Below are 21,583 nucleotides of genomic sequence, written 5' to 3'. Positions count from 1 at the left end.
TCATCGTGGTCATACAGGCGTCCGAATCATGAGCCGCCTGGTTTCGATCTTGCGTGCGCCCGATGGGCGCCGGTCTGGATGCACTGGGCGGATGACTCGCATGCCACACGTGATTCGCCCGTCGCCAGTCAGACCTGCCTGACATCTGCTGACGCCGGGCGCTGCTGCGTGCGGTGTTCAAGGCAGTGTGCAGGAGAATAACAATGACAATGCTCTCTCGGCGCTGGCCATCGCGTGTGATGGTCGGCAGTTTACTGGTTTTGCCTGTGGCACAGATACAGGCATCCGGTTACCACTTCGGCTCCCAGTCCGTCTCTGCGCAGGGCACTGCCCATGCCAACGGCGCCGAAGCCGCCGATCCTTCGACCATCTTCTACAACCCAGCCGGTATGACCCGGCTCAAGGGCACTCAGATGACTTCCGGGCTGAGCATTCTGCTGCCCGATGGCGAATACGAGGATAAAGGCAGCCGTGACGTGTTCGGCAATCCGGTATCGGGGGATGCCGGTGACTTTCTGCCGGATGTGGCCGGCGCGCCGAACTTCTACGTGTCCCGCCAGATCAACGACCAGGTGACCATCGGCCTGGGCATCTTTACCCCCTTCGGGGCCAAGCTCGACTACAAGGAAAACTGGTCCGGACGCTATGGCATCCAGTCCGCCAGCCTGGAGACCGTGACCTTCAACCCCAGCATCGCCTATCGCTTCAACGAGCATCACAGCATCGGTTTCGGTGTTTCGGCGCAATACATCAAGTCGGTGCAGCGCGGCGCGGCGGATGTGAAGGGCGCTTCACGGCAACTGGCTGGGCAATTCGTCAGCGCCAATCAGGATCTCACCGAGCTGGCCGCTTCACCGCTCGGGCAAACGGCGATTCCGTTGCTCTACGGTCTCTCGGTTCCCACGGAAATCAGCAGCTGTGACGGCCAGTCCGGCGATGCGTTCGTCGACTGCGTGGCGAAGAACTTTGCCGACAACGTTCAGGGCGATGGCTATTTCCGGGTCAAGGGGGACGACTGGGGATTCGGCTGGAACATCGGCTACATGTGGGAGCCGACCGAGTCGACGCGGTTCGGGGTCGCCTATCGCTCACATATCCGCCACACCATGGAGGGCGAGACCAAGTGGAGTTTCGCTGATGTCACGGGAAGCGTGCCTTCTCCGGAGACCGATCTGAGTGGTGGTATCGATCTAGGGATCATCACCCTGCCACCGGCCGATGCACTTGGTCAGGTGCTGGATCCAAGCAACTGGATCAATCCTGGGAATTTCGCTGCTACCCGCCTGCACCCCAACTCCACGGCCAAGACGGCCATCGATACTCCGGAAACCCTATCGTTCAGTGCCTTCCACCAGCTCAATGACAAGGTGGCGCTGATGGCCGACCTGACCTTCACCCGCCATTCCCGGCTCGATGAAGTGCGTATCGGCATCGATCAAGTGGCCGGTTATCCGTATTTCAACGGGGTGACCGAGGGCGATCTGGCGGTCAAGCAGGACTGGAAGGACACCTACAAGATCTCCTTGGGCATGAACTACCAGTACAGCGACGACCTGTTGCTGCGCACCGGGGTGGCCTATGACAAGTCACCGGTCAATTCCGCCGAGCTGCGTCACCCGGCGTTTCCTGATGCCGACCGCTACTGGCTATCGTTCGGGGCCAACTACAAGGTCACGCCCGATACCTCGGTGGATCTGGCCTACAGCTTCGTGCAGTTCGCCACCGGCAAGATGGACTATCGTGACGCGTGTTCACCTGCCGGCTGGGTGCCGGGTAGCGGTGGGCTGTATCAGGACAGCGGTGAGCGCTGCACTGGCAATGGTGGCAACTACACGGGTGAATATCGCACCCGCATCCACTTCATCGGCCTGGCCCTGAATCACACCTTCTGAAGTCGTATGGCTGGGGGTGCTAGACTTGCGCCCCCTTTGCCGGCAAGCCGCTTCATGACTCCCCAAGCCATCCCCGATTCCCTGCATGCCGTTGCCCGCTTGCGTGCCGAGCGCCTGGCGCGCAGCCTGAAACCCTTCATCGCGCGTGGCTCACGTGCCGAGCGCTGCCCGGCCTGCCGCATTCAGCCAGCGTACTGCCTGTGCGCATGGCGCCCGCAGGTCGCGGCAGATGCTGGCATGTGCCTGGTCATGCATGACATCGAGGCGCTCAAGCCAAGCAACACTGGCTGGTTGATCGCCGATGTGGTGCCCGATACGCATGCCTTCGGTTGGGCGCGTACCGAGGTGGATCCGGCGCTACCGGCGTTGCTGGCCGAGCCGCAGTGGCAGCCTTATCTGGTCTTCCCGGGGGAATATGCCGGTGAGGAGCGGGTGGTCGAGGAGGTCAGCGTGGCGCCGGGCAAGCGGCCGCTGTTCGTGTTGCTCGATGCAACCTGGACCGAGGCACGCAAGATGTTTCGCAAGAGCCCTTACCTGGACGCCTTGCCAGTACTCAGCTTCAAGCCGGAACAACTGTCGCGCTATCGCCTGCGTCGTTCCACGCGAGGCGATCATCTATGCACCGCCGAGGTCGCGGCGTTATGCCTGGAGCTGGCGGGCGATACCCAGGCCAGTGCTGCGCTGGACGATTATCTGGATGCGTTCAGTCACCACTACCTTGCCGCCAAGCGGCGCCTGCCGCTGGATCTCAACGACGCGCTGCACCAGCGTCTGCTGGCGTATCGCTGATCACGACGGGCTTCGGCCATAGTTGCGCGATCAGCATGCCGGCGAACATCAGCGCGCAACCCAGATAGCCGCGCAATGCCAGCACCTCGTCCAGCAGCAAGGCGCCAGCGATGGCAGCGAATACCGCCTCCAGCGACAGGATGATCGCCGCGTGCGAGGCGATGGCATGCTGCTGCGCCACCACCTGCAGGGTAAAGCCGACCGCCACGCCCAGCAGGCCGCCGTAGAGAATCGCCGGTGCGGCTTCGATCACGCCGCTCAGCGTCGCGGTTTCGAAGATCGAGGCCAGTAGCAGGCTGATCACGGCGCAGGTGACGAACTGGATCAGCGCCAGGCGCAGCGGATCGTGACGGCTGGCGAAGAAGCCGACCAGCAGCACATGCACGCCCCAGACGAAGGCACCGGTCAGCTGCAGCCAGTCGCCGGGCGCTACGCTGAAGCCATCGCCGACGCTGAGCAGGAACATGCCGATCACCGCCAGGCTGGCGCCCAACCAGATGCCCAGGCCACTGCGCTGGCCGATGAACAAGCCGAGAATCGGCACCACGATCACGTACAGCCCGGTGATGAAGCCGGAGTTGGTCACGCTGGTGAACAGCAGGCCGACCTGCTGCAGGTTGATGCCGAGTGCGAGCACCACGCCCATGGCCACGCCGCCGAGTAGCAGGCTGCGATTGCACGGCTCTGCTACCTGTCGGTTGCCTCGCTGCAACAGCGCCAGTACCGGCAGCAGGGCGAGGCTGGCCAAGGCGAAGCGCAGCCCGGTGTAGAGGAAGGGGCCGACATTGTCCATGCCCAGGCGCTGTGCGACGAAGGCACTGCCCCAGATCAGCGCGGTGAGCAGCATCAATAGATCGGCACGCACGGCTTGGCTTCGCATGGACGGGTTCCTGGCACAAAGGCGCGCATCCTGCCGCAAAGCGTGGTGCTTGACCACCCTTCCACGTCTCGGCATGCTGGGCGCCGTTTTCGCTCCGCGAGGGGAATCGTAGTGCCGGATGCGCTACGCTGAGCAAGGGGCGACAAGGGCGCTGTCTAGGGCGCCGCTCATAAAAAGAACAGGATCTGCCAATGGCCGCTTACGAAATCCTGATTGCCGATGATCACCCGCTGTTTCGCAGCGCCTTGCACCAGGCGCTGACTCTAGGGCTGGGGCCCGATGTTCGCCTGGTCGAAGCGGCCAGCATCGCCGAGCTTGAAGGCCGTCTGGCCGAGAAAGGCGACTGGGATCTGGTACTACTCGACCTCAACATGCCGGGAGCCTACGGTTTCTCGGGTCTGGTGCTGCTTCGCGGGCAGTATCCGCAGATCCCGGTGGTGATGATCTCCGCGCAGGAAGAGGCGTCGGTGATCGCCCGTTCTCGCGAGTTCGGTGCCAGTGGCTTCATCCCCAAGTCCAGCCCGCTGGAAACCCTGCAGGAAGCTGTGCGTCAGGTGCTCGACGGTGATACCTGGTGGCCGCCACTGGCCGAGGAGAGCGCTCCTGTTTCCGCGGAGGCCAAAGCGGCCAGTGCCGGCTTGGCGAGTCTCACGCCTCAGCAGTTCCGCGTGCTGACCATGGTCTGCGAAGGTTTGCTGAACAAGCAGATCGCCTATGAGTTGAACGTGTCCGAAGCTACCGTCAAGGCGCATGTCACGGCGATCTTCCGCAAGCTGGGCGTACGCACTCGCACCCAGGCGGCGTTGTTGTTGCAGCAGATGGAGTCAATCCCTGCGCAGTGAGAGCCTATCGACGATCTGCTGCTGCGTTGAAAGCCAGTTCGGCTTGCGCAGCCAGTAAGCTCCGCAGCCTCACTTGCTTTCGCCTTGCATCCCTCTAGCTCGCGATCTTGCATATAGGCTCTTGCGCAGCGGATGCAGTAAGCTGCGCGCCGTTTCCTGTAAAGGTGAGGCGCATGTCGCCATTCAAGGGCCAGACCGGCCTCAAGCGCATTCTCAACGCTGCCAGCTATTCGCTCGATGGCCTGCGTGCGGCTTTCGTCGGTGAAGCCGCGTTTCGTCAACTGGTACTGCTCAACCTGGTGCTGATTCCCTCGGCCTTCGTGCTCGATGTCAGTCGTGGTGAGCGAGCACTGATGGTTGCCGTATGCCTGCTGGCACTGATCGTCGAGTTGCTCAACTCTGCCATTGAGGCGGCCATCGACCGTATTTCCCTTGAACGCCATCCGCTGTCGAAGAACGCCAAGGATATGGGCAGCGCTGCACAGTTCGTGGCGCTGGGCATGATCGCGACGGTCTGGGCGATGATTCTTCTGAGCTGAGGTTTAGACGATCGGCGGCAAGACGATCTGGTCGCTACGGCTGACGCCGGAAGTGAGGGCGCGACATTGTTCGAGGAACTCGCGCATGGCGGCGGTCTGGTACTTCTGCCGGTGGCGGATGAAGTAGAACTGCCTGCGTAGATCCAGCTCCGGGGTTTCCACCGCCACCAGGCTGCCGCGACGGATGGCGTCGCGCAGGGCCAGGCGCGAGATGCAGCCGATGCCCAGGCCGGATTCCACGGCGCGCTTGATCGCCTCGGTGTGTTCCAGTTCCAGGCGGATATTCAGTGAGCGCGGGTGGTGACGCATGGCCTGGTCGAAGGTCAGGCGTGTACCGGAGCCCTGCTCGCGGAGAATCCAGGCCTCGTGGGTGAGTTCTTCCAGGCTGGCACTGCCGCGTTGGGCCAGCGGGTGCTGCGGCGCGCAGAACACTACCAACTCGTCCTCCACCCAGGGTTCGACCTCGATGTCCGGGTGCTGGCAATCGCCTTCGATCAGGCCCAGATCCAGTTCGTAGTGGGCGACCTGCTGCACCACGTGGGCGGTGTTGTGCACCTGCAGTTTTACTCGGCACTCTGGATGGTTCTGCATGAAGCTGCCAATCAGCAGGGTGGCCAGGTAGTTGCCCACCGTTAGCGTGGCGCCGACGTTGAGTGAGCCGAAACCACTCTTGCCGCCCAGTAGGCGCTCGATCTCCCTGGCCTGGTCGAGCAGCGCTACCGCCTGGGGCAATAGTTGACTGCCCAAGGCGTTGAGGGCCAGACGCTTGCCGGCTCGGTCGAACAGCTGGCAATCGGACTGGCGCTCCAGTTCGGTCAGCGAGGTACTGGTGGCCGACTGCGACAATGCGAGCGATTGCGCGGCGCGGGAAACGCTCTCATGCTGCGCCACGGCGACGAATACCTGAAGTTGTCTGAGGGTAAATCGCATATCGATATAACCGATAACCTATATCTTGATAATCCACTTAACAGATATTGTTGCCGCGAATAGAATGCCGCGCAATCGCGCTTCTTGGCGCCGTGTTTCTCGAGGAAAACATCATCATGAGCAATATGAACGTCGAGCGTGTGCTCAGCGTCCACCACTGGAACGACACCCTGTTCAGCTTCAAGTGCACCCGTGATCCGGGTCTGCGCTTCGAGAATGGTCAGTTCGTGATGATCGGCCTGCAGCAGGAAAACGGCCGCCCGCTGATGCGCGCCTACTCCATTGCCAGCCCGAACTGGGAAGAGCATCTGGAGTTCTTCAGCATCAAGGTGCCGGACGGCCCGCTGACCTCGCAGCTGCAGCACCTCAAGGAAGGCGACGAGATCATCATCAGCAAGAAGCCCACCGGCACGCTGGTACTCGACGACCTCAATCCCGGCAAGCACCTCTACCTGCTCAGCACCGGCACTGGCCTGGCGCCGTTCATGAGCGTGATCCAGGATCCGGAAACCTACGAGCGCTTCGAGAAAGTGATCCTGGTACACGGCGTGCGTTACGTGAACGAAGTGGCCTACCGTGAGTTCATCACCGAGCACCTGCCGCAGAACGAGTTCTTCGGCGAGGCGCTGAAAGAGAAACTGATCTACTACCCGACCGTGACCCGTGAGCCGTTCGAGAATCAGGGCCGTCTGACCGACCTGATGCGCAGCGGCAAGCTGTTCGCCGACATCGGCCTGCCACCGATCAACCCGCAGGACGACCGCGCCATGATCTGCGGCAGCCCGAGCATGCTCGACGAGACCAGTGAAGTGCTCGACAGCTTCGGTCTGAAGATTTCCCCGCGCATGCGTGAGCCGGGCGACTACCTGATCGAGCGCGCCTTCGTCGAGAAGTAAACGCTGCTCTGTTGAACGACCAAGCCGCCCGATGGGCGGCTTGGTCGTTCTTGTAGGAGCGAATTTATTTGCGAAAGGGGCTGGCTGGCGCTCTATCCATCGCGAATGAATTCGCTCCTACACGGTATGGCTTTACAGACGCTTGGCATCGATGATCAGCACCGGCTCGCGCGGCACGTTCTGGTGCATGCCACGGTTGCCGGTGGGCACCTGGGCGATCTTGTCGACCACGTCCATGCCGCGCGTGACCTTGCCGAACACGGCGTAGCCGAAGTCGCGCGAGCCGTGGTCGAGGAAGGCGTTGTCCTTGTGGTTGATGAAGAACTGGCTGGTGGCCGAGTCGCGTGCCTGAGTCCGGGCCATGGCCAGGGTACCGCGCACGTTGTGCAGGCCGTTGTCGGCCTCGTTCTTGATCGGTGCGTCGGTGTCCTTCTGGCGCATATCGGCATCGAAGCCGCCGCCCTGGATCATGAAGCCGGGAATCACGCGGTGGAATTGGGTGCCGTTGTAGAAGCCGCTGTCGACATACTTGAGGAAATTCTGCGTGCTGATCGGCGCCTTGTCGGCAGCCAGTTCCACTTCGATTTGCCCGAGGCTGGTGGTCAGCAGCACCCTGGGATTTTCCGCCGCCAGCAGGCTGGAGGACAGCAGCAGGGTGCAGGCAGCGAATGCGAGTTGCTTGAGCATGATGGTTATCTTTCCTTGTTGGCAGTGCCGTCGACTTCGGCGAAGAAGTCGAGCAGGGCGGTGTTGAAGCGTTGGGGTTGATCCAGTGGTGTGGCGTGTCGTGAATTGTCGATCACTTGCAGGCGCGCGTCGGGGAGCTCCGTCACATAGGCCTGTTTGGCCTCGACCGACGTGTAGTCACGGTCGGCGCTGATGACCAGCGTAGGACAGAGGATGCGCCGCAGGCGTTCCCGCACGCCCCAGCCGATGATGGCGTCGAGGCTGGCCAGGTAGGCGCGCTTGTCGTTGCGCGGCCAACGCTGTTCCACCTTGTGCCGCAGCTCGGCCTGTTCGGGCCGGGGGAACAGCAGTTTGCCCAGGGCCTTGGCCAGGGTTTCCAGCGGCAGCAGGCGCGCCAGCAGCCAGCGCTTGGCAATCTCCAGGCGTTCGCGCAGGTTGCGTGCCTTCACTTCCGGAGCGCTGTTGACGATGGTCAGGCTGCGCAGCAGATGGGGTTGGTCGACCCCGAGCTGGAAGCCGATCATGCCGCCCATGGAGATGCCTACCAGGTGCACCGGCGGCAGTTGCAGGTGTTCGATCAGCGCGGCGACATCATCGGCAAAATCGACCATGCGGTAGCGCCCGCGCGGCTTGTCGGAGCGACCATGGCCACGTACATCCAGCGCCAGCACGCGGTACTGCGCGCTCAGCACGGGAATCTGGAACTCCCAGTCCAGCGTGCTGGAACCCAGGCCGTGGATCAGCAGCACCGGCGTGCCGTGCCCGTAGTCCTCGTAGTGCAACTGACAGCCGTCGTTGTCGAAGTAGGGCATGGCCTGTGTCTCAGTTGGGCGACTGCGGTGCGGCGAAGGGCATGTCGAGGGGCGCGCAGTCGAAGTTCTTGATCAGTTCGATGAGGATCTGCGTAGCCGGGCCGAGTACACGATCCTTGTTGCTGTAGAGGAAGAAGCGTGGCTTGCGGATGCCACCCTGAGCCAGCGGCAAGGGTTTGAGCAGGCCTTCCTGCAATTCGCGGGCGATCAGGTGGCGCGGTAGCCAGGCGAAGCCCAGGCCGCTGCTGACGAAGGTGCGTGCGGTCGGCAGGCTTCCGACCGTCCAGCGCTGCTCCGCGCCGAGCCAGCCGGCATCGCGCGGTTGCAGGCGGCCGCTGTCGCGGGTCACCACCTGCATCTGGCCTTCCAGATCCTGGAAGCTCAGCTCGCGCTGCATACGGTGCAAGGGGTGCTCCGGGTGCGCCACGGCGACGAATTCCACCTCGCTCAATTCCAGGCCCAGATGGCCGGTGATGTTCAGCGCACTGATGGCCAGATCGGCGGTGCCTTCGAGCAGCACTTCCTCGACCCCGGACAGCACCTCCTCGCGCAGGCGTACTCGGCAACCGCGGCTCTGCGGCATGAAAGCCGACAGGGCGCGCACGAGATTGGCGGTGGGGTAGGCGGCATCGACCACCAGGCGGACTTCGGCTTCCCAGCCCTGCTCCATGTGATGGGCCAGATCTTCCAGCTGGCTGGCCTGTTTGACCAGTTGCCGCGAGCGGCGCAGCAGCACGTCGCCAGCCTCGGTGAGCACGGCCTTGCGTCCGTCGATGCGCAGCAACGGCACGCCCAGCTGTTCCTGCATGCGTGCCACGGTATAGCTGACCGAGGATTGCGAGCGGTGCAGCACTTCGGCAGCCTGGGCGAAGCCGCCCTGATCCACCACGGCCTGCAGCGTGCGCCATTGATCCAGGGTTACGCGAGGAGCTTTCATCACATCATCCTGCTGCCGGCTGTCATCGCCGGCGCTATCGACCTAAACTGGCGCTTCCCAACGGAGAGCACCCTATGAAAAGAACAAGCTGTCTGCTGTTGCTGGCCTGCCTGCCGCTTGGCGCCCATGCCTACCCGATCGAGCTGGAGAAACAGCTCAATGGCGCCGAAGTATCTGCCACCACCCAGGATATCGACCACAACATGGCGGGGCTGATGCTCTACAACTATGGGCAGAAAGACGCTGAATGCACGGCGGTATTTCGTAATGGGCCAGAGGCACCGCGTACCCGCCGTACGTCTTTGCAGGCTGGGGCCAGCAACAACATGACGGCCAAGTTCACCCGCAGCGTGATTCGTCTACGCATCGACCTCACCTGCAATCCCAAGTGATCAGAGGCTAGCGCTGCCTTTTCGACAAATCAACTTCATCGATATATGTAAGCGGATATTTGCGCTTTTTCATCGATAAGGGTGGGAATAACCTGTGCTCCATCGACACACATACACTTCGATGGAGTCTTCCTCATGTCCCGCGTTCTGGTTATCGAAAGCAGTGCCCGTCAACAAGGCTCGGTGTCCCGCGAGCTGACCCAGCAATTCATCGCCAACTGGAAAGCCGCCAACCCGGCTGATCAGATTCAGGTACGCGATGTCGCTGCCAATCCGCTGCCGCACCTGGATCTGACTCTGCTGGGTGGCTGGATGACTCCGGCCGAGCAACAGAGCGACGCGGAGAAGACCGCCCTGGCGCGCTCCAACGAGCTGACCGAGGAACTGCTGGCGGCCGACGTGCTGGTACTGGCCGCGCCGATGTACAACTTCGCCATCCCCAGCACGCTGAAAGCCTGGCTCGACCATGTGCTGCGTGCCGGTGTCACCTTCAAGTACACCGAAACCGGCCCGCAAGGTCTGCTGACCGGCAAGCGCGCCATCGTGCTGACCGCGCGTGGCGGCATCTATGCCGGTAGCGCGCTGGATCACCAGGAACCCTACCTGCGTCAGGCGCTGGCCTTCATCGGCATTCACGACGTGCAGTTCATCCATGCCGAAGGCATGAACATGGGCGGCGAGTTCGTGGAAAAGGGCCTGGCCCAGGCCAAGGCCAAGCTGGCCGAATTGGCCTGATTCCGTCTTCACTCTCCTGTGCGCCCCTGTGGGCGATTGCACCGGCCATCCCCATGGGATGGCCGGTTTTTTATGTGGCGCTCAGCTACCGCTGAGCAAGGGCGTGACAGCCGATACGCTGTTCGCTCGATTCTGCTCTCAACTGTGGATTGTCCGGCTCTGGGGAACGCGCTAAGGTCGCCGCCTTCTTCCGGAGGTGGCCGTGCGATACCTGTTGATAGTGACCCTGCTGTGGGCGTTCTCCTTCAGCTTGATCGGCGAATATCTGGCCGGTCGGGTCGACAGCTATTTCGCCGTGCTCACGCGCATCGTCATCGCCGGTCTGTTGTTCGTGCCGCTGACGCGCTGGCGCGGACAGGCTCCAGCCTTCGTGCGCGGCATGCTGCTGATTGGGGCGCTGCAGTTCGGCATCACCTACGTCTGCCTGTACCTGAGCTTCTCGGTGCTCAGTGTGCCGGAGGTGTTGCTGTTCACCATCCTCACGCCGCTGCATGTGACGTTGATCGAGGACGCCCTCAATCGGCGCTTCAATCCCTGGGCGCTGGTCGCGGCTGCCGTGGCCGTTGCGGGCGCGGCCATCATCCGTTACGACGGCATCAGCAGTGGCTTCCTGTTCGGTTTCCTGCTGTTGCAACTGGCCAATTTCACCTTCGCCGCCGGCCAGGTGCTGTACAAGCACCTGCTGCTGCGCCATCCCAGTGACGAGCCGCAGTACCGGCGTTTTGGCTTCTTCTATCTGGGCGCCGTGCTGATCGCCTTGCCGGCCTTCCTGCTCCTGGGTAATGCCGAGCGCATGCCGGCTACGCCCCTGCAGTGGGGCGTGCTCGGCTGGCTGGGGGTGATGGCCTCGGGGCTCGGGTTGTACTGGTGGAACAAGGGCGCCAGCCTGGTCGATGGCGGCACCCTGGCGGTGATGAACAATGCGCTGGTGCCTGCCGGCCTGCTGGTCAATCTGCTGATCTGGAATCACGATGCCGATTTGCTGCGTCTGGCTCTGGGCGGCGCTGTGATCGCGGCGTCCCTGCCGCTGGTGCGCATCGGTCGCAGGCAGGGGGCAGCCTGATGCTCCTGTCCGGACGCGGTGTGGCGCTGTCGGTCGGCGCCTCCGTGCTGTTTGCGGTGATGCCCGGCTATGTGCAATGGCTGGCGCCACTCGATGGCGTACAGGTATTCGCCCAGCGTGTGCTCTGGTCGATTCCGTTGGTCTTGTTGCTGGTGCTGCTGACCCGGCAGACCGCGTTGCTGCGCGAGACTTTCGGCCGTCTGCGCCGCGAACCGCTGCTGCTTGCGGCCTGCCCGCTGGCAGCAGCACTGATTGGCGTGCAGTGGGGGCTGTTTCTCTGGGCGCCATTGGCCGGGCGCATGCTGGAAGTGTCCATGGGCTACTTCCTGCTGCCGCTGGCGCTGGTACTGACCGGTCGGCTGTTCTACGGCGAACGTCTGCGCCCGTTGCAGAGCCTGGCCGTGACCTGCGCGATTCTTGGCGTGCTACACGAACTCTGGCGCACCCAGGCGTTCTCCTGGCTGACGCTGATCACCGCGCTGGGCTACCCGCCATACATGATGCTGCGCCGCTGGATGCGCCTGGATGCGCTGTCCGGCTTCGTGCTGGAGATGCTGATTCTGGCGCCGCTGGCCATCTGGCTGATCATCGCCTACGGGCCGGTCGGCGCTTTCGCCAACAAGCCGCAGCTCTGGTGGCTGGTGCCAGGCATGGCGCTGATCGGCACATTGGCCTTCGCTTCGATGATGGCGTCGAGCCGGCTGTTACCGATGGGGCTGTTCGGCATTCTCAGCTATGTCGAGCCGGTGCTGCTGTTCGCTGTAGCGTTGCTGGTGCTGGGTGAGAGCTTCGATGCTGCACAATGGCTGACCTATCTGCCGATCTGGCTGGCCGTGCTGCTGGTCGGTTGGGACAGTGCGAGGCTGCTGCACAAGCAGCGCGGGCGCTGATCAGGCCGCGTTGTGGTGGGATGCCGGGAGGGGCAGGGCTGCCGCCTGCTGGTTCAGCACCCGGTAATGCAGTTGCAGCGTGCCGTTGTTGAAGCGGCGCTGGTCACTGAGTTGCAGACTGCGCTCGAGTCCGGTGGCGAACAGCCTGATGCCGGCGCCGAGCAGGTGGGGCGCCAGGTTGATCACTATCTCGTCGATCAGGCCTGCGGCATAACAGGTGCCGGCCAGGGAGCCGCCGCCGACCAGCCAGGTACGCTGAAAACCGGCTTCGCGCAGGGCGGCGATCGCCTGTGCGGGCGTGCAGTGGGTCAGTTGGATGTCGCTCGAGGCGCGTGGTAGCTCGGAGCGGGTCAGCACCACGCAGGGCTTTCCGGGGTAGGGCCAGGTGCCACCTTTGGCCAATAATGCCTCATAGGTCATGCGACCCATCAGCAATGAGTCGATACCGGTATAGAAGTATTGAAAGCTGTATTCCTCGTCTGCCTGGCGCTCGGCATCGAACCAGTCGAGGCGGCCGTCTGGGCGGGCGATATAGCCATCGAGACTGGACGTCACATGGTAGATCAGGGACGGGCTCATGATGCCTCCACGGCAGGCAATACGAATATTGGAGTGTTGCGCGCAAGGCAAGTTCGTTGCGCCCGATGCCACTGGTCGGTTGAGTCAGTCCAGCACGTTGCGCAGAATCTCGTAGACGATGCCCGTAGCCACGGCCACCAGCACCACGTCGGTGCCGACCTGCTTCCACTCATAGCCCTCGTAATAAGGTAGACGGCTCGCCAGACGGCTGTCGAAGCGCTTGGCGATGCCGGGCGGTAGCGGTTTGCCTCGAGCCAGATTCTTGGCGATGCCTGGGGGCAGGGGAGCGCTAGGGGCGATCAGTTGGCGATTCTCCCCCAGGACGATGCGAACCTGGCCGATATCGATACTGGGGCCGCGCATGTCGATCTGAACCTGATCCTGGCCGCCGCCGTGTTTGTTGTTGCCCTTGCCTGGTGGCGGACTGGCCAGCAGAGGTGAAGCGGCGAGGAGCAGGCTGAGGCCGAGGCAAAGAGAGGCACGGTTGTTGGGCATGGCAGTGTTCCTTTGTGAGGATGCTTGATAGATAGGCTAGCGCGAGCGCCGGTTCCAGTGGTGACTGCACATTTTCCGAATGGATTCATGGGGCGCCGATGGGTTCTTCCTGCAAAGAAATTCGGCCCGGGCGCCGGAAACCGTTAGGCTATGCACCGTTTTGTCGATCCTTCGAGGTAGTGCCCCTGTGTTTGCCCAATTCGCCCTGCATGAACGCCTGCTCAAAGCCGTGGCCGAGCTTAACTTCGTCGAGCCGACGCCCGTGCAGGCGGCCGCCATTCCTTTGGCTATGGCGGGCAAGGATCTGCGCGTGATCGCCCAGACCGGCAGCGGCAAGACCGCTGCCTTCGTCCTACCATTGCTCAACCGCCTGCTCGGTGATGGCAACTCTCGCCAGCGCCTGAGCATTCGTGCACTGATCCTGCTGCCGACCCGCGAACTGGCGCAGCAGACGTTCAAGGAAGTCGAGCGTTTTGCCCAGTTCACCTTCCTCAAGGCCGGGCTGGTCACCGGTGGCGAAGACTTCAAGGTGCAAGCGGCGATGATGCGCAAGATCGATATTCTGATCGGCACACCGGGCCGTCTGATCGAGCATGCCAATGCCGGCAACCTGCCGCTCGATGAGGTCGAAGTGCTGGTGTTCGACGAGGCCGACCGCATGCTCGACATGGGCTTCGCCGAGGACGCCCAGCGCCTGGCCGAGGCCTGTGGGCCGCACCAGACCCTGCTGTTCTCCGCCACCACCGGTGGCAATGGCCTGCGCGAGATGATCGCCAAGGTGCTCAAGGAGCCGCAGCACCTGATGCTCAACAGCGTCAGCCAGCTCAACGAGGGCACGCGTCAGCAGATCATCACGGCCGACCACAACCATCACAAGGAACAGCTCGTTGACTGGTTGCTGGCCAATGAAACCTATGACAAGGCCATCGTCTTCACCAACACCCGGGTACAGGCCGACCGCCTGTACGGCAAGCTGGTGGCGGCCGGGGGCAAGGCTTTCGTGCTGCATGGCGAGAAGGATCAGAAGGATCGCAAGCTGGCCATCGAGCGCCTGCGCCAGGGGGCGGTGCGGGTGCTGGTGGCCACCGACGTGGCCGCTCGTGGTCTGGATGTCGACGGTCTGGATCTGGTGATCAACTTCGACATGCCGCGTTCCGGTGATGAATACGTGCACCGCATCGGCCGTACCGGCCGCGCCGGTGGCGAAGGCCTGGCGGTGTCGCTGATCTGCCACACCGACTGGAACCTGATGTCGAGCATCGAGCGCTACCTCAAGCAGCGTTTCGAGCGTCGCAGCATCAAGGAACTCAAGGGCGCCTACCAGGGGCCGAAGAACCTCAAGGCTTCGGGCAAGGCCGCCGGCAGCAAGAAGAAAAAGACCGACAAGAAAGACCCGAAGAAGGCCGCCGCACCCAAGCGCAAGACTGGCCCGCGCCCGGCTGGCAAACCATCAGGCCTGGTCAGCGCCGACGGCAGCGCGCCGCTCAAGCGCAAGAAGCCGGCTGCGGAGTAACACGGCTGTCAGTGTAGGGCGGGTGTAACCCGCCGGCAGGAGTTGGCGGGTTGCACCCGCCCTACACTTAGTCGACCCCGACGAAACCACCGGTCTGGTGCTGCCACAGGCGTGCATACAGGCCGCCGTGGGCGAGCAGTTCGGCGTGGCTGCCGGTTTCGATGATCTGGCCCTGGTCGATCACCACCAGGCGATCCATCCGGGCGATGGTCGACAGGCGGTGGGCGATAGCGATCACCGTCTTGCCTTCCATCAGGCTGTCCAGACTTTCCTGGATGGCGGCTTCCACTTCCGAATCCAGCGCCGAGGTGGCTTCGTCGAGCACCAGGATCGGCGCGTCCTTGAGCAGCACGCGGGCGATGGCGATACGTTGGCGCTGGCCGCCAGACAGCTTGACCCCACGCTCACCGACCTGGGCATCCATGCCGAGGCCGCCCTGGCTGTCGTCCAGCGTGGGGATGAAGGTATCGGCGCGTGCCTTGCGCACGGCGTCCCAGAGCTGCTCGTCGCTGGCGTCGGGCTTGCCGTAGCGTAGGTTGTCGCGGATCGAGCGGTGCAGCAGGGCGGTATCCTGGGTCACCACGCCGATCTGTGCACGCAGGCTTTCCTGGGTCACCGAGGCAATGTCCTGATCGTCGATCAGGATGCGTCCACTTTCCAGGTCGTACAGGCGCAGCAGCAGGTTGACCAGGGTCGACTTGCCGGCGCCGGAAGGCCCGACCAGGCCGATTTTCTCGCCTGGGCGGATGGCCAGGTCGAGGCCGGCGATAACGCCGCCGCGCTTGCCGTAGTGGAAGTGGATGTCCTCGAAGCGCACGCCGCCGCGCCCGACCTGAATCGGTCTGGCGTCGTCGCGGTCGAGCACCTGGCGCGGCTGGACGATGGTCTGCATGCCATCCTGCACGGTGCCGACGTTCTCGAAGATGCCGTTGACCACCCACATGATCCATTCGGACATGTTGTTGATGCGGATCACCAGGCCCAGCGCCAGGGCGATGGCGCCCGTGCTGATCAATGCCTGGCTCCACAGCCACAGCGCCAGGGCGCCGGTGCCGACGATCAGCACGCCGTTCATGCAGGTGATGAGAAAGTCCAGCGCCGTGATGGTGCGCGACTGCAGACGGAACTTGTGCAGCAGCTCCTGCATGGCTTCGCGGGCGTAGCTTTCTTCTTCCTGTGAGTGGGCGAACAGCTTGAGCGTGGCGATGTTGCTGTAGCCATCGACCACTCGCCCCATGACCTTAGAGCGTGCCGCGGACGCCGCTGCCGAGCGCGCCTTGATGCGCGGTACGAAGTACCACAGCGCTGCGCTGTAACCGATGATCCACAGCGCCAGCGGCAGCACCAGGCGCAGGTCGGCGGCGGCGAACAGGTACAGCGCGCTGCCGGCATACACCACTACATGCCACAGCGCGTCGATCACCTGCATGGCCGACTCGCGCAGCGATGGGCCGGTCTGCATCACGCGCTGGGCGACACGGCCGGCGAAGTCGTTCTGGAAGAAGCTCAGGCTCTGCTTGAGCACGTAGCGATGGTTCTGCCAACGGATCAGGTTGCTCAGGCCCGGATTGATCGCCTGATGCGCCAGAAGGTTGTGCAGGCCGAACACCACCGGGCGGAGGATTAGCGCCACCAGCAGCATCCACAGCAGTTCGCCCTGGTGTTCGGTGAAGAAACTGTTGGCGTCCTGGCTGGCCTGGGCCATGTCGATCAACTGGCCGAGGAAGGCGAACAGGGCGACTTCGATCAAGGCGGCCAGGAAGCCGACGACCAGCATGGCCAGCATCAGCGGCCACACCTGTTTCAGATAGTGAGCGTAGAAACGCAGCAGCCCCGACGGTGGTGCAACATCGGGGCTGGGTGTGAATACGTCGATCAACGACTCGAAGCGGCGAAACAACATGAGAGCGGCATCCTGCCCGGAAAGCGAAGGCCGATCCTAACGCGAACCGGTCTCAGCTGGCAGGGTTCTCTTCAGTTCGCTGGCCCAGGCCAGTAGTGGCACTTCGGTCTGTGGTTGCCAGATGCGCCGCAACAACAGCAGCAGTTGTTCGGGCTCGCCACGGGCGAAGGGCAGACGATCGATGTGTTGATTGACCTGCCAGCGCCCCTCTTGCCAATGAGCGAAGTCGAAGCGGAAAGGGTGATAACCGGTCATGCCCAGGCGCAGGTCGGTGACGATCAGGCGACCGTCGATCTGGTCGTAGCGCAGCATGCCGCCGGTGAACCAGGCCAGGCGTTGGTGCATCGGTGCATCCGCCAGCGCCGGGCGCAGTTCGGTGCCTAGCGGCAGACGCTGCAGTTGCGGTGGCGCGCTGTCGAACCAGCCAGTCAGCGCCTCGTAGTAATGCTCGCCGTCGAGCACGATGACGCGCCATAGCAGGCTGTTGAAGGGCGTGGGCGTGACGAACAAGCGCTCGGCTTGGATGCCCTGGCGTGCCAGCTCACGCTCGACACGTTGCTCGGCCATATACTTGCCTGCCAGCGTGCTGCCCAGATAAAGCGTGGACAGCGCCAGGGCGATGGCGGGTACGCGGGTGTAACGCTCGCGCAGGCCACCGCTCAGTCCGACCAGCACGGCGACGATCAGCGGCAGCGTATACAGCGGGTCGATGATGAAGATGCTCGACCAGGCCGTGGGGGTGGGCATCAGCGGCCAGAACAGTTGGGTGCCGTAGCTGGTGAAGGCATCCAGCAGCGGGTGGGTGATCAGCACCAGCCACAGGGTCAATAACAGACGCTGGCTCGAATAGCCGGGGTGCGGTCGATAACGCCGCGCCAGCCATGTCAGCAGCAGGGCCAGGCCGCTGAGGACGAACAACGAGTGGCTGAAACCACGGTGATAGGTCATGTCGGCGACCGCATCGCCATAGTCGATGACGACATCAAGGTCGGGCAGGGTGGCGAGCATGGCACCGTACAGTAGGGCCTTGCGCCCCTGCCAGCGGCCGAGCAGTGCGCCCTGGATGGTGGCGCCAAGAACGGCCTGGGTAATCGAGTCCATTGAGTCGATCCGTGAATGACGAGGTGGCTACGTTAGCGGAGCCGAGCCGCCGCTGCCGTAGCGAAATTTCAAGCAAAGGTTACAGTAGGCATCGCACGAGCCAGGCCATCTCCCATGCTGATCATCTCCAACGCTGTCCATCTTCCGCTCGATGAGATCGAACTGACTGCCATCCGCGCCCAGGGCGCCGGCGGACAGAACGTCAACAAGGTCTCCAGCGCCGTGCACCTGCGCTTCGACAGCCAGGCCTCGTCGTTGCCGCCGTTCTACAAGGAGCGTTTGCTGGCTGCGAGCGATTCGCGCATCACCGCAGAGGGGGTGGTAATCATCAAGGCGCAGCAGTTCCGCACTCAGGAGCAGAATCGTGCCGATGCCCTGGAGCGCCTCGCGGAACTGATCCGCAACGTGGCCAAGACCGAGAAGAAACGCCGTCCGACCAAGCCCACGCGGGGCTCGCAGACACGCCGTCTGGACGGCAAGAGCAAGCGCGGGACGATCAAGGCCGGGCGTGGCCGGGTCGATTACTGAATCGTCAGCTCAATCGCTAGGGGGATGCAGCCCGGTGGATCGCCTTGCAGCGATCCACCGGGGGAGGGGTCAGATGCCTTGCGGAATCTCTTCGCCGCCCAGGGCGGTGAACAGCTCGGGCAGGAACTCCACCAGGGTCATCATCATCAGGATGAAGCTGGCGTCCTGCTGGGCCAGGGCGTCATCACCGCCATCCTGCTCGGCCTGCTCCTGCAGCACGTCTTCGAAACGCAGGCGCTTGATGGTCAGTTTGTCGTCGAGTACGAAGGACAGCTTGTCCTGCCAGGCCAGCGACAGCTGGGTGACCTGCTTGCCAGTGGAGAGGTGCAGCTGGATTTCCTCGCTGGTCAGATCCTGGCGCTTGCAACGCACCACGCCGCCATCTTCATGGGTGTCGCGCAGCTCGCATTCATCCAGAACGAAGAAACCCTCGGCCGCGCTCTGGTTCTTCAGCCAGTCGGTGAGGGTGGCGGTCGGGGCGATCTTCACCGACAGCGGGCGTACCGGCAGCGAACCAATGGCCTCGCGCAGGGTGGAAAGCAGGTCTTCGGCCTTCTTGGCGCTGGCGCTGTCGACCAGGATCAGGCCCTGTTTTGGCGCGATGGCGGCGAAGGTGCCGGATTTGCGAATGAAGGCGCGCGGCAGGAAGGCCTGGACGATCTCGTCCTTGATCTGGTCGCGCTCCTTCTTGTAGACCTTGCGCATCTGCGTGTTCTCGATCTCGTCGACCTTCTCCTTCAGCGCATCACGCACCACCGAACCGGGCAGGATACGTTCCTCCTTACGCGCACCGATCAGCAGGAAGTCGCCGCTGACGTGCACCAGCGGTGCATCGGCACCTTTGCCGAAGGGCGCGGTGAAACCGTAGGTGGTCAACTCCTGGCTGGCGCAGGGACGTGCCGGCTTGCTCGACAAAGCAGCCTCCAGTGCGTCGGCGTCGAAAGGGATGTCCTGGGTAAGGCGATAGACCAGCAGGTTACGGAACCACATGTGCGGATGACTCTCCATTGGCGTAAGGGGCGCAGACCGGCGAGGCGGCGCGACGGCGAACGCGGCAGCCAGGCTGCCGATGCGAAGCGTGCATTATTGTCGGCCTCGGCGTTCAGGCCAACCATTGGCAAGCAGCCGCCCGGAAAATTCCCCAGGCTGCGCTAAGTTCTTGCTACTTCGATAAATTTTTTTCACATCGGGGCTTGCCAAGGTCGTGAACGCTCTCTAGAATGCGCCCCACTTCGAGAGTGAATGGGGTGGTTAGCTCAGCCGGGAGAGCATCTGCCTTACAAGCAGAGGGTCGGCGGTTCGATCCCGTCACCACCCACCAATCTCGCAGTTACGCGCAGCGGTAGTTCAGTCGGTTAGAATACCGGCCTGTCACGCCGGGGGTCGCGGGTTCGAGTCCCGTCCGCTGCGCCATTCTTTTCCTCGCTTCATCCCCTCCTGTGACAATCCTTCAGCGTTCGCCTGAATTTTCAAAAAATCCTTTGTTTGCCTGAACTTATGCGCTTTGCTCGGCTCCTATGCCGTAGCCAGTGATCGTGGCGTGCTGCTAAGCTCGCGCTTTCACACGACGGCCTTCGGGCGCATCTACAAGGAACAAGCATGAAACAGCATCGTTTGGCGGCGGCGGTTGCCCTGGTGGGTCTGGTGCTCACCGGTTGTGATTCGCAGACCAGCGAAGTCGAACTCAAGTCCCCGGCGCAGAAAGCCTCCTACGGTATCGGTCTGAACATGGGCCGTAGCCTTTCTGAGGAAGGCATGGACGATCTGGATTCCAAGGCCGTCGCCCAGGGCATCGAAGATGCGCTGGCGAAGAAGGATCCGCGCATCAAGGATGAGGAGATGGTCGAGGCCTTCACCTTCCTGCAGAACCGTGCCCAAGAGCGCATGGTTACCCTGAGCAAGGAAACTGCCGAAGCCGGCAAGAAGTTCCTTGAAGAAAACGGCAAGCGTGAAGGCGTGGTGACCACTGCCTCCGGCCTGCAGTATGAAGTGATCAAAAAGACCGACGGCGCTCAGCCCAAGGCCAGCGACGTGGTGACCGTTCACTACGAAGGCAAGCTGACCGACGGCAGCGTATTCGACAGCTCGGTCGCTCGTGGCAGCCCCATCGATCTGCCGGTCAGCGGTGTGATTCCGGGTTGGGTCGAAGGCCTGCAACTGATGCACGTGGGTGAGAAGTACAAGCTGTACATCCCCAGCGAGCTGGCTTACGGCGAGCAGAGCCCGTCGCCTGCCATTCCGGCCAACTCGGTGCTGGTGTTCGATCTCGAACTGATCGGCATCAAGGATCCGAGCCAGCAGCAAGGCCAGGATCAAGACGCCGCTCAGTAACACCTGCGAGCGCCCGAAAAACGCCCCGTCTTGACGGGGCGTTTGCGTTTTTACCCTTGACCGAGGCGCTCGCCTCTGATCTCGATGTTACGCTTATGCACATTTTGGGAATCGCTCCCAAGTGGATTTCGTTACAGTTGGCTGCTGTCTTTGTCAACGTTCAACTTGTTGATTTCATTGAGTTTTATGGGTTGGGCAAAAAATGTCCGATCTAAGCGAAGGCCCCATGCCACGGGGCTTTGGTAAGCTTGTCGAAGTTCTTTGCACAGGTTTATCCACAGCTTCGGTGGATAAGCCGATCAATCCCAGGCAGTGACTGGGCTGCCAAGGAGATGCGATGAAAACTCCCTGGAAACTGGCGCGTTACCTCCCACTGGCCGCTCGCTTTCTGCGTGAAGGTCGGCTGCCAGAGCTGCTGCGTGCGGTGGCGGACAAGAAGACGCCGTCGGGCGCTCGTTTCGCCGCGCTCAGAGAGGATCTCGACCTGCTGCGGGCCCTGTGTATGGCCTGGCTCAAAGGCGAGTATCGGCAGGTCAGCAAGCAGGCCATGCTGATGGTCGTCGCCGCGCTGCTGTACTTTCTCACGCCGCTCGATGCCATTCCGGACTGGCTGGTCGGGCTGGGCTTCGTCGACGATCTGGCGGTGCTGGCGTGGGTACTCAACACCTGGAAGGGGGAATTGCAGGCGTTTCGTGCCTGGCGTGAGCGACAATCGCCGCAACGCCTGGCCGCCATCGAATATCTGCCTGAGGGGGAGCAGGGCGGGCTCCTTCCGCCGCGGGCGAACACCTGACCTTGGGCGCCTGTTAAGATGACCGCTCGTCAAGGAAAGGGCCGAGGCATCGGCTC

Annotated in this window: 23 protein-coding genes and 2 tRNA genes; 15 read left to right on the top strand and 10 right to left on the bottom strand. The window is 62.7% G+C overall.

Going from position 1 to position 21,583, the window contains the following annotated elements; translation table 11 throughout:
• Positions 1–203 precede the first annotated feature (203 nt).
• Both VC352_RS05550 and VC352_RS05545 read left to right on the top strand, forming a co-directional pair.
• The gene (locus VC352_RS05550) at positions 204–1,892 is read left to right on the top strand and encodes an OmpP1/FadL family transporter (RefSeq protein ID WP_322978585.1); all 1,689 of its coding nucleotides are present in this window, start codon (positions 204–206) and stop codon (positions 1,890–1,892) included.
• A 54-nt stretch (positions 1,893–1,946) separates the two neighbouring features.
• Positions 1,947–2,681, top strand: a complete 735-nt coding sequence (locus VC352_RS05545) for a tRNA-uridine aminocarboxypropyltransferase (protein ID WP_322978584.1) — start codon at positions 1,947–1,949, stop codon at positions 2,679–2,681.
• On the opposite strand, the gene VC352_RS05540 is transcribed toward VC352_RS05545, so the two are convergent.
• Positions 2,641–3,561: a DMT family transporter gene (locus VC352_RS05540; RefSeq protein ID WP_322978583.1), complete on the bottom strand. Its 921-nt coding sequence runs from the start codon at positions 3,559–3,561 to the stop codon at positions 2,641–2,643. The two genes, VC352_RS05545 and VC352_RS05540, sit on opposite strands and share 41 nt — an antisense overlap.
• A 191-nt stretch (positions 3,562–3,752) precedes the next feature.
• On the opposite strand from VC352_RS05540, the gene erdR reads away from it, so the two are divergent.
• Positions 3,753–4,403 (top strand): response regulator transcription factor ErdR, encoded by a 651-nt coding sequence (gene erdR / locus VC352_RS05535; protein ID WP_322978582.1) that lies wholly within the window; start codon positions 3,753–3,755, stop codon positions 4,401–4,403.
• A 173-nt stretch (positions 4,404–4,576) separates the two neighbouring features.
• The gene (locus tag VC352_RS05530; protein ID WP_322978581.1) at positions 4,577–4,942 is read left to right on the top strand and encodes a diacylglycerol kinase; all 366 of its coding nucleotides are present in this window, start codon (positions 4,577–4,579) and stop codon (positions 4,940–4,942) included.
• Between the two features lie 3 nt (positions 4,943–4,945).
• Here the strand turns inward: VC352_RS05530 and VC352_RS05525 are convergent, their stop codons facing one another.
• Complete coding sequence (locus tag VC352_RS05525; protein WP_322978580.1) at positions 4,946–5,872, bottom strand: LysR family transcriptional regulator; 927 nt, start codon at positions 5,870–5,872, stop codon at positions 4,946–4,948.
• Positions 5,873–5,988: 116 nt separating this feature from the next.
• Between VC352_RS05525 and fpr the strand changes: the two genes are divergently transcribed.
• Complete coding sequence (gene fpr, locus VC352_RS05520; RefSeq protein ID WP_322978579.1) at positions 5,989–6,768, top strand: ferredoxin-NADP reductase; 780 nt, start codon at positions 5,989–5,991, stop codon at positions 6,766–6,768.
• Between the two features lie 132 nt (positions 6,769–6,900).
• Here fpr and VC352_RS05515 read toward each other — a convergent pair whose 3' ends face one another.
• Genes VC352_RS05515 through VC352_RS05505 form a run of 3 tightly spaced genes read right to left on the bottom strand, consistent with a single transcriptional unit; the run spans position 6,901 to position 9,204 of the window.
• A complete protein-coding gene (locus VC352_RS05515; protein ID WP_322978578.1) occupies positions 6,901–7,455 on the bottom strand; it encodes a peptidylprolyl isomerase in 555 nt (184 codons plus the stop codon).
• 5 nt (positions 7,456–7,460) lie between these two features.
• On the bottom strand, positions 7,461–8,267 hold the full coding sequence (locus VC352_RS05510) for an alpha/beta hydrolase (RefSeq protein ID WP_322978577.1): 807 nt from the start codon (positions 8,265–8,267) through the stop codon (positions 7,461–7,463).
• Between the two features lie 10 nt (positions 8,268–8,277).
• The gene (locus tag VC352_RS05505) at positions 8,278–9,204 is read right to left on the bottom strand and encodes a LysR family transcriptional regulator (protein WP_322978576.1); all 927 of its coding nucleotides are present in this window, start codon (positions 9,202–9,204) and stop codon (positions 8,278–8,280) included.
• 74 nt (positions 9,205–9,278) lie between these two features.
• On the opposite strand from VC352_RS05505, the gene VC352_RS05500 reads away from it, so the two are divergent.
• The 4 genes from VC352_RS05500 (at position 9,279) to rarD (ending at position 12,284) form a co-directional block, all read left to right on the top strand.
• Positions 9,279–9,596, top strand: coding sequence for a 3-phosphoglycerate kinase (locus tag VC352_RS05500; RefSeq protein ID WP_322978575.1), 318 nt, complete (start codon positions 9,279–9,281; stop codon positions 9,594–9,596).
• 135 nt (positions 9,597–9,731) lie between these two features.
• Complete coding sequence (locus VC352_RS05495) at positions 9,732–10,331, top strand: FMN-dependent NADH-azoreductase (protein WP_322978574.1); 600 nt, start codon at positions 9,732–9,734, stop codon at positions 10,329–10,331.
• 202 nt (positions 10,332–10,533) lie between these two features.
• Positions 10,534–11,394, top strand: coding sequence for a carboxylate/amino acid/amine transporter (locus tag VC352_RS05490; RefSeq protein WP_322978573.1), 861 nt, complete (start codon positions 10,534–10,536; stop codon positions 11,392–11,394).
• Positions 11,394–12,284, top strand: a complete 891-nt coding sequence (gene rarD / locus VC352_RS05485; RefSeq protein WP_322978572.1) for an EamA family transporter RarD — start codon at positions 11,394–11,396, stop codon at positions 12,282–12,284. The genes VC352_RS05490 and rarD overlap by 1 nt, the downstream gene beginning before the upstream one ends.
• On the opposite strand, the gene VC352_RS05480 is transcribed toward rarD, so the two are convergent.
• Positions 12,285–12,863: a dihydrofolate reductase family protein gene (locus tag VC352_RS05480; protein WP_322978571.1), complete on the bottom strand. Its 579-nt coding sequence runs from the start codon at positions 12,861–12,863 to the stop codon at positions 12,285–12,287.
• A gap of 84 nt (positions 12,864–12,947) precedes the next feature.
• The gene (locus VC352_RS05475) at positions 12,948–13,358 is read right to left on the bottom strand and encodes an anti-virulence regulator CigR family protein (RefSeq protein ID WP_322978570.1); all 411 of its coding nucleotides are present in this window, start codon (positions 13,356–13,358) and stop codon (positions 12,948–12,950) included.
• Positions 13,359–13,545: 187 nt separating this feature from the next.
• Between VC352_RS05475 and VC352_RS05470 the strand changes: the two genes are divergently transcribed.
• On the top strand, positions 13,546–14,871 hold the full coding sequence (locus tag VC352_RS05470) for a DEAD/DEAH box helicase (protein ID WP_322978569.1): 1,326 nt from the start codon (positions 13,546–13,548) through the stop codon (positions 14,869–14,871).
• Positions 14,872–14,938: 67 nt separating this feature from the next.
• On the opposite strand, the gene VC352_RS05465 is transcribed toward VC352_RS05470, so the two are convergent.
• Together VC352_RS05465 and VC352_RS05460 are read right to left on the bottom strand one after the other, a co-directional pair.
• On the bottom strand, positions 14,939–16,774 hold the full coding sequence (locus tag VC352_RS05465) for an ABC transporter ATP-binding protein (RefSeq protein WP_322978568.1): 1,836 nt from the start codon (positions 16,772–16,774) through the stop codon (positions 14,939–14,941).
• A gap of 36 nt (positions 16,775–16,810) precedes the next feature.
• Complete coding sequence (locus tag VC352_RS05460) at positions 16,811–17,875, bottom strand: metal-dependent hydrolase (RefSeq protein WP_322978567.1); 1,065 nt, start codon at positions 17,873–17,875, stop codon at positions 16,811–16,813.
• A 114-nt stretch (positions 17,876–17,989) separates the two neighbouring features.
• On the opposite strand from VC352_RS05460, the gene arfB reads away from it, so the two are divergent.
• The gene (arfB, locus tag VC352_RS05455; protein WP_322978566.1) at positions 17,990–18,403 is read left to right on the top strand and encodes an alternative ribosome rescue aminoacyl-tRNA hydrolase ArfB; all 414 of its coding nucleotides are present in this window, start codon (positions 17,990–17,992) and stop codon (positions 18,401–18,403) included.
• Between the two features lie 69 nt (positions 18,404–18,472).
• Here the strand turns inward: arfB and rdgC are convergent, their stop codons facing one another.
• Positions 18,473–19,393, bottom strand: coding sequence for a recombination-associated protein RdgC (gene rdgC, locus VC352_RS05450; RefSeq protein WP_322978565.1), 921 nt, complete (start codon positions 19,391–19,393; stop codon positions 18,473–18,475).
• A 255-nt stretch (positions 19,394–19,648) separates the two neighbouring features.
• On the opposite strand from rdgC, the gene VC352_RS05445 reads away from it, so the two are divergent.
• From VC352_RS05445 to VC352_RS05430, 4 genes are all read left to right on the top strand, one after another.
• Positions 19,649–19,724 (top strand) — tRNA-Val (locus VC352_RS05445).
• Positions 19,725–19,739: 15 nt separating this feature from the next.
• Positions 19,740–19,816: transfer RNA gene (locus tag VC352_RS05440), tRNA-Asp, on the top strand.
• Between the two features lie 186 nt (positions 19,817–20,002).
• Positions 20,003–20,734, top strand: a complete 732-nt coding sequence (locus VC352_RS05435) for an FKBP-type peptidyl-prolyl cis-trans isomerase (protein WP_322978564.1) — start codon at positions 20,003–20,005, stop codon at positions 20,732–20,734.
• Between the two features lie 337 nt (positions 20,735–21,071).
• The gene (locus VC352_RS05430; protein WP_322978563.1) at positions 21,072–21,527 is read left to right on the top strand and encodes a YkvA family protein; all 456 of its coding nucleotides are present in this window, start codon (positions 21,072–21,074) and stop codon (positions 21,525–21,527) included.
• Positions 21,528–21,583: the final 56 nt, after the last annotated feature.

The organism is Pseudomonas sp. C11 (assembly GCF_034683865.1).
Taxonomy (GTDB): Bacteria; Pseudomonadota; Gammaproteobacteria; order Pseudomonadales; family Pseudomonadaceae; genus Aquipseudomonas.
The sequence above is the reverse complement of the archived record's forward strand: the minus strand, read 5'-3'. Positions and strand labels throughout refer to the sequence as shown.